Genomic DNA, 11,800 nt, shown 5'->3' with positions numbered 1-11,800 from the left:
TCTCCTATGGCAAAATACTGGTGATCTTACCATTTACATACTGTAAGATTCTAAGGGCTTCTTTTGCGGATAACTCTCCATTCTTATCCAAATCCGCTCTCCTGAACTCTTCCTCTGTCAGATTCAGTCTGTCATTCACTGCCAACAAAACCATCATAGCATCCTTTAACTCGATCACGCCATTGCCATCCACATCGCCCAGAGCATTATCCGAAACTGCAGCCTGCACTACAACTTCAAAAGGCTCCTCAGCAGATCCCTTATATGTTCTTAAACCTCCGTCATCTGCTTCTATATAATACTGGAGTCCTTCCTCTACAATAGATACAGCTGGAATCACTGCTGAGAATTTATCATTGTTTGCATTCATATTCAGACGTTTCCATGTATCATCCCCTTTTACCCGGTAATATAACACAGCTTTGTTTACCGACACATTATCAATAATCACTGCTGAAATGACCAGATTACTTCCTGTAAACGCCTGATATACAGGTGTATGGTAGATATTAGGCGCCATCGTATCCATCGCTGTCACCACGATTTTCCCGGATGGTTCTGATTCCGTCATATCAGATTTGACCACCGTAAAATTGTAATAATATCTCTGTCCCGGTTCTACTCCGTCGTCAAACCACTCCTTCGTATTTGCAGGTATTACGGTTCTGTTTAATTTACTGTAGAATCCATCCTCCTTGGTTGCACGGTAAACGTTATATCCCGCCAAGGTGTCAAAGTCATCCTGCTGCCAGTACAGTTGAATCCCCTCTGCTTTTACATCCGCCTGCATACTCATGGATTGAGCGGATGTAGTGTCAATTTTGAAGGAGAATCTGCCCAGATCTTCATAAAAAGGCAGCGTGCCGTCCGCAGTCGTACCATTTCGTATGGACAAATACTGGGTTCCACCCTCAATCAAGGTGGTTAGCTGTAAAGTTCCTTCCCATCTGGTGGGAGAAACGTAAGCCCCCTCCACAATGTAATCCCCATATGGATAACTGCTACCAAAGGCCACCTGAAGTTTCCCTTCTGTATCCATATCCCGGTTAAATTCCACCACGAAAGTTACGAGATCATTCCCCACTACCTCTGTCTGCTCACCGTCCACCTGCAGATATGCATCCACTACATATGGAAACGTATCGGTTGGTGGGTTCGTAAGGATTTCTCCCTCCCGGATATCTATGAGACTCTGATAGTCATCAAAGTCTACGATCTGCTTATTAATCATCTCACTGCTCTGTGTCCCCCAGTAATTCCCGGAAAGTCCGATAAACTTATAGTTAGCCGAATTCCCTGCATAGAATCTCATCCACCGTTCCAGGGCTTCGGTATGGATTCGGTTTAAGATCACATTTCCGCTGAATGTTGTATGACGCCCCTCCTCATTATAAGTTTCCCAAAGCTTTAAAACTTCATTTCTGTCCCATTTATGCCGTTCGTCTATTTTATCATTGTCTATTATGGTCTCATGAATGACGGGACTCTCTTCTGGCTGGCTGCCTCCCTCGGCTGACTCTGCTACATAAGTAAACTCCAGTACAGCCTCTTCATTTGAAGAAGAAAACTTGCTCATAAGTGCACCCACTGGGATCGTCAAAGTATACGCTTCGCCATTCTTTAACTCTGCTCTGGGTGTAAGAATCATCTTATCCATATCCAGCTCTTTTTTTATCGTAATTATATCACCGTTAGTGTTGGTCAGTGTAATACTACCAAAGTTACTATTCTTTTCTAAGACTTCACTGTAATCCAGTACCAGTGATTTTCCAGATACCCTAATGGTTCCGTTTTCCTGTTCCGTGCCATTGAACCCCTGCAGCACAAGAGGAGCTTCATTTTGCGTCAAGCCAAAATAAACTCTTACCGGTACACTGGAATGATTTGCATCCGCATTGCCCAAGCTATAATCATCACCCTTTCCAGTCGCATAAAAAGCACCGTCACTGGTCTGCACATAGAGATTATTCCCAAAGTCGTAAACCTTCACTGCATTTTGTACTTTCAGCATTGGCAGATAGTATTCTGCAAACTCTGAAAAGATGCCTGTTCCAAGTTGTCCATAGGCATTGGATACACGTAAGCAGTTATCTCTTGCATATACGATTCCTTCTTGAATATAATAATCGTGCCTGTTGTTATGTATTTCTCCGCTTACTGTCTTTAAATATTTTTCACTTATATCTGTATTATTTTCTCGGTGTGAAAATAACATTAAATTTTTTTCATCTTTTTCCATCCACGCTTGATTAAAATTATCAAAGTCTGCCCGAATATCCTTAGCGCCAGATGTTACTAATTCAGGAGATCTCGCATTGCTTACCCATCCCCCCGCAGCATACACATTTCCTGTTTCATCTAACAGCGCAACAGAACAATTGAAGGACACTGCCTTTACAATATCGGCATCCAACTCCATTTGCATTGGGGTGTAAATCTTTTCCTCCTCCATTCCAACGCCTAATTGTCCACATTGGTTATCTCCCCAGGCCCAGACACTTCCATCCTCTGAAATAGCATAAAAACTTCTCCCAACGTTTCCTTCTGCCAGTGCTGTTATATTCTTTAATGGATTAAAATAACCCTCTTCTTCAAATGTTCCTGAAAAACTGCTATCTACCCCATATAGTTTTACCGTACCAGCTGTGTCAAGAATATAAAGACTATTGTTGTTAACTATAGTAAAATCCTTTACTCCCTCTATATTTAATCTGCGTGGTGTCTTATATTGCCCGCCCCAAATCCATAAAGTCCCATTGTCCAGAAGTGCAAAATGATATAAATAGTCATAAGACTGAATGGGATTGTAATTCTGCATTTTCACTATATGAGCTTCAGAAATACCATTTGTCACCGCCACCTGAATATCCGCTTTCAAACCACTGCCTTTCACTTTTGCCCGCAAAGTGGCTATTCCTTCTTTTTCTTTAACTAACTTACCCTCTTCATTTACATAGCAAATTTCAGGGTTGGAAGATTCCCATTCTAATTCCTGTTTCGTTGCATTTTCCGGCATCATCTTAGGATAAAATACTGATTCATCTTCCTGCTCAAAAGTTGTCACATACATTTGCTCCTCAAATGTAATGGACTCCACTGGTATTACGCAATGTACCACGATGCTGTCACTCTTTCCATCCGCACTGACAGCGGTAATCATAACATCACCTTCTGTTAGGGCACTTACTATCCCTCTGTCACTTACGCTGGCTATTTCTGGATCAGAGCTAACGAATGTGACAGCTGTTTGGGTGGTATCAACAGGTACTAACTCCAATGTGATCCTTTTTTGTGTTCCAATACTCAGATCAAAATCCCCCTGCTTAATTTTTAATCCCTGCAGTGGAATCTGTTCCTTTACATTGACGGTAAGATAATTATAAACGGCCAGATCTTCCGAATATACCCGAATATTTACCGTGCCTATTCCCGTTGGTGTTACCATTCCCTTTTCATCTACGATTGCCACAGATTCATCTTCACTCTCATAGATCAAATCTTTTTCAGTATCAACTGCCGGTGAAGTTGTTGCATAAATGGCATACTTAGATTCGATATCCAAGTCTACCACATAATCCTCCAAATAAATCTCTTTCACATAAACCTTTCCAGGTATCTCAATCAAAAAATACTGCCACTCACCATCTCCATCTTTAAACCAAACCTTGTTATTATAAACATAGCCAACTCCTACCTCACCACTATCTTCAATCGAAAGGCTCTTCGATAACTCCTGCCCATCTGTTCCATAATATTTTCCGGTAAATCTGTCTTTGTGCAGGCCACAAAAATATTTCCCATTTAAATTTTCTGAGACATAGGCAAGTTCTTCCTTTGTCTCAAAGTTAGCTAATGCTCCTCCAAAAAGCTTTGCGAAATCATTGTATAACTCACTAGTCTGTGCAACCTTATTTTCTGCTCTGCTCAGAAGCTCCCAACGAGTCTCGTTGGTGTCAAAAACCAGATAGGTTGTTCCTGTATCTTCATTGTAGATTATATCCTTGATTTTCACGTTTCCTTGAGGTTTATTAGATACTTGAAAAGAACTTGCCATTCCCAATTCACTGTCTGAATAGTTATTGTTTCCATAAAAGATACAATCTTTATATATGGTAGAATTATCATATTGGATCGCACTCCCAGTAAACAAACATTTTCTATACTGATTTCCCCCTGCATGAAAATAACTTGTTTCCCCTCCTACTTTATAAAAAGCACAATATTGGGCATTTTTAATAGTCGCTTTGGCTTCGGTATATCTAATAATGATCTGGCCCTGCGATAGTTCACGATAATAAAGCCTTTTTCTATAATTTTGCCGAAATTTACAGTGAATCGCATCGTCAATTATTAGCAGCGGATTAACAACATCTGTATATTCCATATGTACCAGTCCATTACCAGAGCTAGTAATCTGCACTGCGTAAGCCCCCATCCAATCGCTTGGAAATATTTCCACAGGTTCTTCTGCTGTCCCCTTGCAGATAAATCTCCCTTTTACGTCCATATAGACAATTGACGAATCCGTATATACATCCTCAGAATCACTGCACCAGAATTGAATTTTTGTACCGGCTTCGGCAGTAACAGTCGCCCCCTCTGCTATGGTCATAGCATTGGGCAGGATATAATAATTCTCTTTCGTGAGTACCAGATCCTCCGTCACTCTGTTGGGAAGAATAACTCCTTTCCTCACCTGAAATTGAATATAATCACGGCTGCTTACCACACCTTTTTCTTCATCTAAACCATTCTCACTGTTAATTGTTACATTCACGGTTACCGTCATATCATTTGGAGAGTCATCTGCTATTTTCAAATAAAATGGTCGTTCCCAGGCTGTCCATTTATCGTTTTCATATACCTTTCCGCAGTTTGTCTCGGAATAAGTGCCAATATCTCCATAGCTTATATCATTATTTAATATAGAAACATAAGGATTCGCAACTCCTGCATCTGATGTCACATCTAAATGCACTATCGTGTTTTTCCCGATTCCCCACCGGTTCTTTAAGGTAAATCCCAGTGCAACCGTCTCGCCTGCATCAATCACCCCATCCCCATTATTGATTGCTTCACAGCCCGCAGTGATTCCTTCTGTATCCTGCGTATATCCCGGGGTATCAAAAAGATTGTAAGAGCTTACGCCAATACTTGGGACAGGCATCTTTACCAACGCATCATAACAATTTATATATCCTGGTAAATTATGCTTATCCTCACTTACCATATGGCTGTTCTCATTGCAACACTCTACTTCACCATTTGCTGTTCCTATGATCTGTCCGTAAATAAACTTTGTGGAATAAGCATTTGTGTCTGTATAGTAGCTGCGTAACAGCGCAGCCTCAGCTGCTACTACGGGAGCTGCCATAGAGGTCCCGCTCATGGTCATATAATTATCCCCTGGTATGGTGCTTAAGATCCCTTCCCCTGGCGCGTAAACCTCATACTCCACACTGTTATTTAGTTTACAATCCCAGTTTGTATAATTAGATTCCATTCCCGTCCAGTCTATACTCATAACACCAATCACATAACTCAGTGCCGCCGGATAAAAGGGCAGAGCATCGTATAATCTAGTGTTTTCATTTGGATACGCATCATTTCCAGCGCTTGCCACAAGAACACATCTGGAATAAGCCATACTTAAAGCATCCTGTACCGCAATCGTACAGGCACTTCCGCCAAATGACATATTTATCACGTCCGCTCCATGTTCATAGGCATAGATCACTGCTTTTGCAATATTGCTCTGCAGAAAATACCCGGAAGCATCTCCTGCTTTAATAGGCATGATCTTTGTATTATAGGCAATTCCGACAATCCCCTCTTTGTTATTGGATGCCCCTATTATTCCAGCCACATGAGTGCCATGCCCCTGATCATCCATCCCGGAACCCATACCTGCGACAAGATCCACGCCATAATAATCATCCGTATAGCCGTCTCCATCATCGTCTATCCCGTTGTCAGGAATTTCACCGGTATTTGTCCAGATATTGGCTCTTAAATCTTTATGTGTATAATCTACCCCTGTATCTATAACTGCTACTGTCACACCACTGCTGCCGCCCCCCAGCGGTTTTCCATCCATTTCTGCCTTCCAGGTCTTTTGGATTCCACAAGCTTTTAATAGTTTCTGATCTTTCGCCATGGGGTTTTCAATCACTTCATCCCCAACTGCTTCTTCATCATAAACTGCTGTTTCATATTTATAGTTATATTCTGCAAGGATAACGCTTGAAAGATTACGGACTTTTTCCATGGTCTCCTTTATATTTCTATCTTTATAAAGATAAGCCGTATACCAATTAAAATCCTCCATCTCAAATAAAAGTTCTGCTTTCCCGATTCCTGCCTCTTTTAATTGAGCGATTGTCCCTTCTGTTAAGCTTTTCTCTGACTTTATTAGTATCGAATTGGAGGCATATTCCACCGCGTCACTTTCAAAAATCTCGGGATAAACTTCATCAAATGGTTTCAAAAGCTCCCCGTCATCTCCAATATTTTCATTCTCCTGGCTGTCTTCAAAATCATTTTTGTCCATGAAACTCTCTAAAAGTTCTTCGTCTTCTGGCCGTAAATGGCCATCTCCAACTTTTTTACTGGAAATTGCCGCGTTCTCTTCATATCCTTTCGTCGGAATTGTTTGAAAAGCATTCTCCGCCTCCAAGTTTTTCTTGTTCTCTACACTTTTAAACCCCTGTGATCCTGTTCTCTCAGCAGTTTTCTCTTTATTCTTTTGCCCTCCGCTAACGAAAGTTGTCTCGGTGAGAATATCTTCCTGATTTTCGGAAATAAACCCGGTATTGATTTCCGAGTGAACCACTGATTGGTTGTTGCTTTTTGAAGCAGCTTCTTCTTGCATCTCAAAATGAACTCCTAATCTTGTAGATGCTGCCAAAAGTGAAAGTACCAATAAACCTGCTAATACTTTTCTTCTCCATTTCATAGCTCTTCCCTCACATTCACCTTTTTATTTAATAATAAGTTTCTTCCTATTCGGTCTATTCCTGTGTAAGTCATTAATACATTTGCAATAATCTTCAGTAATGTAGATTTTCCCGCCCCTTGGGTCCAACAACCACTATTATATCGCTTAGGATATATGAGAATGAAATATCAGTAAACCACTATGTAAACTCAGGAATACGACTATACAATTAGTTCTTAATCATTACACTCCACCATTTTGTCCTAATTTTATCCAATCAATATATCCTTTTATATTCACATCAAATTCGGGTTCTGTTATATTTTGTTCATCATCAATCATCGTATCTACAAAAAGTGAACATAAGCTTTCTTTTATATGGAATGATTTTCTTACTATTTTTCCAATATCTTTTTTACTTCCTCCTGACACAACTTCTGAAGATAACACTAAAACCCCGTCTTTTATATCATCAAATTTAAGTTTCTCTGTCCACCTATAGGACCTGGAGCTTCCGAAAACTCCGCCCTTCTTTTCTATCGAAAACTCTTTTTCAATTGAATAGTCGTCATTCTTTAGGTAGTTGACCTCACAAAACATTTTAGGGGTTGCTACAATATCCACTCCCCGGGTCTTGAAAGGAAGGTCAAAGATGTTGTACACAATTTGCCCAATGCCATCAACGATTACTACTTGATAGTTATACTCAATATCCGGAGTAGTATTGTTGCTGATCTCAAAGAACATAAGCCCACTGTATTGCCTTTTTAATTCAATATCAATCGTTACGGAGCAACCTGTAGTCTCAGAGTCATAATAACTTATACTGCTATATTCCATATTTTCAATATCTGAATCTTTAATTACCTTACTATTAATATAACCTACTGGTTTTATGCTCGTTAAAGAATCGTTATCCTCATTAACATATGACTTAATCCTTCCTTTTCCCTTCTCCATGCATACAAAAGTAGGTATTTCTAAATTCTGAACCACTGCAACAAATGGATCTGTAGTTTCTGATGTCACTATGCCTTCATATGTATCTAATCTTGCTCCTTCTTCAATTTTTTTCCAATCTCCTATATCAATCCTTTCTACAATCACTTTAGCGTCATTTAATAATATAATTACAGCGATAATAACGATAGCTAGAATAAGCCCTCCGCTAATAAAACCTATTTTCGTAAGTTTACTTATTGCTGGACCATCTTGTTTGCTCCCTTGCGGAATAGAATAACTAATTTCCTTTTCTTTTGATACGTCGCTGCGTTTATTCGTTTCATCAGATGCGTGAAATACATCATTTGCTTCTTTAAGCATCGGATAACCACACTTAGGGCATCTCTTGGCTTTGTCCGAAATCATTCCTCCACACTCTGGACAATTAATCAACGCCATAATCTCTTTCCTCCTTTTTCCAAGCCCCCGTCCTGTCTTTGAGTTTTCTTTTATTCTAACGCGTGTTTTTTGGAATATTTCACTATTTTTTCCTTGTTGCACTTCTTTATTTAGTATAATTTTACCATAATATTCTTTATAAGGCAATAACTTTATAATTTTCACATTCTAAAATCCCATATCAATATTTATATAACGTTAAAATTGACCTAAAGATTGGGACTATATACGAGAAGAAGAGTACAATCATAACTACAAATATCAACTTTGGTGGCTGGGAGGCGATCTTTTATGATCTAGTGGTGACCAATGCAATCCTGGACCGAGTTCTGCATCATGCCATAGTTGTAACCATAACTGGAAAATCATATCGGATCAAGGATCACGCCAAACAGAGTAAATAGAGTGTCCTTTATTATATGATCCAAAGTGGGCACTTTTACTTGACAATTTATACGGATGCCGGAAACCTCGTTATTGAACACATTGGGCACCCCAGACCTGACTGCATTCAGTACAAAAGATGTTACAGACTTCACGTTGTTCCACACCCCGAACCCCACTGACTGGATGGAATTCATCACAGTCTCCTCAATTTCCCGCTGCAGGGCATCATAATGTTTCTGTGAAATTTCTCCTCTAGCATGTGCGTCATTGGCATGCTTTCCCGGCAGTTTCAAGGCATCAAGCTTCTCCATCGTCTCACTGACAGCCTGTGCCAGCAGCTTCTGCTTCTGCGTAATCAGTTCCGCATTCCCGGGGTCAAACTTCAAGAGTTTATTCACGTCCTGCGACTGCGTATCCCAGATTTCCTTATTCACTTTAGACAGAGCGGTGGACAACTTCGTAGTGTCCCCGCCGATTTCAACTGTAATGTCCTGAACCCTGGATGCCACACTCCCCACCGTCTTTCCGACACTAAAAAAGAGCCTTTCTGGCCCCTCAAAGATATAGAAAAAGGCACCTGCCATTTGTGACAAATGCCTACACAACCTCCTTATATTTGTAAATCAATTTACTGTTCTAACAGTCGCTTTCTCAGCCCCTGTACCTTAGATTCAATCTCTTTTGCCGTAGACGCAAAAGTTTCCTCATCCTTCCCTGTAGGGTCTTCTAATCCCCAGTCCTCCCTGTGCTTACATGGAAGAAACGGGCACTGCACGTTACATCCCATGGTCACTGCCACATCCACAGAAGGAATATCCGCAATCAGTTTAGAATACTGGCTCTGTTCCATATCAATGCCATATGCAAACCGTTTTCCCAGAGCCTCCGCCATCTGGCTGCGGCAGGAATTATGTTCACAGATAAAAGCTACTTTTATTTTATTCATCCCCGATTATCCTCTTGCTTTCCGCAAAACAACAACCACTTCCTCTTTCTTCAGGACTTTGCCATAAGACACCACCCTGCCATCCACTACCAGAGCCGGGGTAGTCATCACCCCATAAGCAGCAATCTGCGTAAAGTCCGTCACATGATTAATATCCGTATCCATACCCAATTCTTCCAGAGCAGATTTCACAATCGCCTCCAGCTCATTACATTTAGCACATCCGGAGCCTAGCACCATCACATTTCCTCGGATCTGCTTTGCCGCTTCTGCCTGCGCCATGGTATCCGCATTGCAGTTCCCTCCACAGCAGCAGCCCGATTCTTTTACATCCTTCTTCTTTCCATATAATCCCATGTCATACCTCCGCTAAATAAGCAGAAATTGAAAACCATTAAACAAGTACCCAACAACAATAATGCCCAGCGTACAGATCGCAATAAACAAAGCCAGTAGCTTTGGCTTTACTGCCTTTCTCAGCATAATCATGGAAGGCAGTGACAGCGTAGTAACTGCCATCATAAATGCCAGGATCGTTCCAAGCTGCGCCCCCTTAAAAAGCAGGGCCTCTGCAACCGGAATCGTTCCGAAAATATCCGCATACATGGGAACCCCGATCAGCGTTGCCAGTACAACCCCGAAAGGATTATTGCTTCCAAGAACAGCCTCTATCCAGCTCTCCGGTATCCAGTTGTGGATGACCGCTCCGATGCCGACACCTACCAGAATATAGGGGAACACCTTCTTGAAAGTAGCAGCCACCTGATCTTTCGCATAAACCACCCTATCCTTCCTTGACAATGCAGGAGACTCAATATCCACAGCGCTGGCATTTCGGATAAACTCCTCCACATAGGACTCCATTCGCAGCTTTTCAATCAAAGTCCCGCCAGCCACTGCAATCACAAGCCCAACCGCCACATAAACAACCGCCACCTTCGTACCAAAAATGCTCATCAGCAGGACAAGGCTCCCAAGATCAATCATGGGGGAAGAAATCAGAAAAGAAAAGGTCACCCCAAGGGGCAGTCCCGCACTGGTAAAACCGATAAACAGCGGAATGGAGGAGCAGGAACAAAAAGGCGTCACCGTTCCCAGAAGCGCCGCTATACAGTTTGCCCATATTCCATCAAAGCGCCCCAGAATCTTCTTACTCCGCTCCGGCGGAAAATAACTCTGGATATAAGAAATCACAAAAATCAGAACGCACAAAAGCACCGTAATCTTTATGGCATCATAGAGAAAAAACTGAACACTGCTACCCAGCCGTGAATCCATATCGAGCCCAGCCAAAGAAAACAAATTTCCAATCAAGGCATTCAGCCACTTCATGCCTAAAATCTCATCCTGTATAAAATCCCATATCATTTACAGCCACACTCCCCTTCTTTCCCATTGTTGGTAAGCCCGCCAATAAACTGCTGGAATTCCATGAAAGTCTCGCAATTCAAAGAATAGTGAGACCATTTCCCCTCTTTCCTCGCTTCCACAAGGCCGCATTCACAGAGAATCTTCATATGGTGGGAAAGGGTAGGCTGGGTAATCTCAAATTTCTCCAACAGTTTACAGCCACATTTTTCCCCACCCGAAAGCATCTGTACAATCTGCAGACGGTTGGAATCTCCCAGCGCCTTACAAATCAGCGCCACATCAATCGCATTCATCCAATCACCTCATATAGATATTTGTCTATGTGTTATTATATGATATACATAGATGATTGTCAATGTATTTTTCAATTTTTCCCCGACATCCTACATCCATTTTCAAATTAGGATAATCCATATCCTCCTGCGTCCTAAGCTCACAATAACAGTTCAATCAGCTGCGTTAGGACCTGTATTTTCTTCTCCATAAGTTCCTCCATATGAAACTCTTCCTTGCCCGATATAATCGTAATAACCCTGCAGGCATTTCATTTCCACCATGATACGCACTTCCCTTTTATGCAAATCTGCCGTAATCTCACACAGACGCCGTTCACACAGCGGGCAAAAGATCCTGCACATACGCTTCTCCTTTCGCATTTATTTAGGAAACAATCTGTCCAGCAATATGTATTCCAACACTATTTCTTATTTTCCCTGGTTTTTGATACTGAAACTAAATTTATGCATGAAAAATTGTTC

Annotated in this window: 8 protein-coding genes; 1 reads left to right on the top strand and 7 read right to left on the bottom strand. The window is 41.3% G+C overall.

Going from position 1 to position 11,800, the window contains the following annotated elements; translation table 11 throughout:
* Positions 1-4 precede the first annotated feature (4 nt).
* Both AC0THY_RS09720 and AC0THY_RS09715 read right to left on the bottom strand, forming a co-directional pair.
* Positions 5-6,955 carry a S8 family serine peptidase gene (locus tag AC0THY_RS09720; protein WP_489990415.1) on the bottom strand — a complete coding sequence of 2,317 codons (6,951 nt, stop codon included), beginning with the start codon at positions 6,953-6,955 and terminating at the stop codon, positions 5-7.
* A gap of 225 nt (positions 6,956-7,180) precedes the next feature.
* Complete coding sequence (locus AC0THY_RS09715) at positions 7,181-8,503, bottom strand: zinc ribbon domain-containing protein (protein ID WP_489990414.1); 1,323 nt, start codon at positions 8,501-8,503, stop codon at positions 7,181-7,183.
* Positions 8,504-8,511: 8 nt separating this feature from the next.
* On the opposite strand from AC0THY_RS09715, the gene AC0THY_RS09710 reads away from it, so the two are divergent.
* Positions 8,512-8,742, top strand: coding sequence for an ATP-binding protein (locus tag AC0THY_RS09710; RefSeq protein WP_489994170.1), 231 nt, complete (start codon positions 8,512-8,514; stop codon positions 8,740-8,742).
* Here the strand turns inward: AC0THY_RS09710 and AC0THY_RS09705 are convergent.
* From AC0THY_RS09705 to AC0THY_RS09685, 5 genes are read right to left on the bottom strand one after another with little or no spacing between them, the layout of a single operon-like run.
* Complete coding sequence (locus tag AC0THY_RS09705; protein ID WP_489990413.1) at positions 8,704-9,318, bottom strand: hypothetical protein; 615 nt, start codon at positions 9,316-9,318, stop codon at positions 8,704-8,706. The genes AC0THY_RS09710 and AC0THY_RS09705 overlap by 39 nt on opposite strands.
* Positions 9,319-9,353: 35 nt before the next feature.
* A complete protein-coding gene (locus tag AC0THY_RS09700) occupies positions 9,354-9,671 on the bottom strand; it encodes an arsenate reductase/protein-tyrosine-phosphatase family protein (protein WP_489990412.1) in 318 nt (105 codons plus the stop codon).
* A 6-nt stretch (positions 9,672-9,677) separates the two neighbouring features.
* Complete coding sequence (locus AC0THY_RS09695) at positions 9,678-10,028, bottom strand: thioredoxin family protein (protein ID WP_489990411.1); 351 nt, start codon at positions 10,026-10,028, stop codon at positions 9,678-9,680.
* A 12-nt stretch (positions 10,029-10,040) separates the two neighbouring features.
* Complete coding sequence (locus tag AC0THY_RS09690; protein ID WP_489990410.1) at positions 10,041-11,039, bottom strand: permease; 999 nt, start codon at positions 11,037-11,039, stop codon at positions 10,041-10,043.
* Positions 11,036-11,335: an ArsR/SmtB family transcription factor gene (locus AC0THY_RS09685; protein WP_489990409.1), complete on the bottom strand. Its 300-nt coding sequence runs from the start codon at positions 11,333-11,335 to the stop codon at positions 11,036-11,038. Before AC0THY_RS09685 ends, AC0THY_RS09690 begins: the two co-directional genes overlap by 4 nt.
* Positions 11,336-11,800 lie beyond the last annotated feature (465 nt).

The sequence above is a fragment of the Ruminococcus sp. 8Y-12 genome (genome assembly GCF_058119865.1).
Note: the sequence above shows the minus strand (reverse complement) of the source record. Positions and strands in the feature narration are given on the sequence as shown.

What these genes read in the sequence shown, in the direction of transcription:
- AC0THY_RS09720 (WP_489990415.1), bottom strand. Translation starts at nt 6,955, where the DNA reads ATGAAATGGAGAAGAAAAGTATTAGCAGGTTTATTGGTACTTTCACTT.
- AC0THY_RS09700 (WP_489990412.1), bottom strand. Translation starts at nt 9,671, where the DNA reads ATGAATAAAATAAAAGTAGCTTTTATCTGTGAACATAATTCCTGCCGC.
- AC0THY_RS09695 (WP_489990411.1), bottom strand. Translation starts at nt 10,028, where the DNA reads ATGGGATTATATGGAAAGAAGAAGGATGTAAAAGAATCGGGCTGCTGC.
- AC0THY_RS09690 (WP_489990410.1), bottom strand. Translation starts at nt 11,039, where the DNA reads ATGATATGGGATTTTATACAGGATGAGATTTTAGGCATGAAGTGGCTG.
- AC0THY_RS09685 (WP_489990409.1), bottom strand. Translation starts at nt 11,335, where the DNA reads ATGAATGCGATTGATGTGGCGCTGATTTGTAAGGCGCTGGGAGATTCC.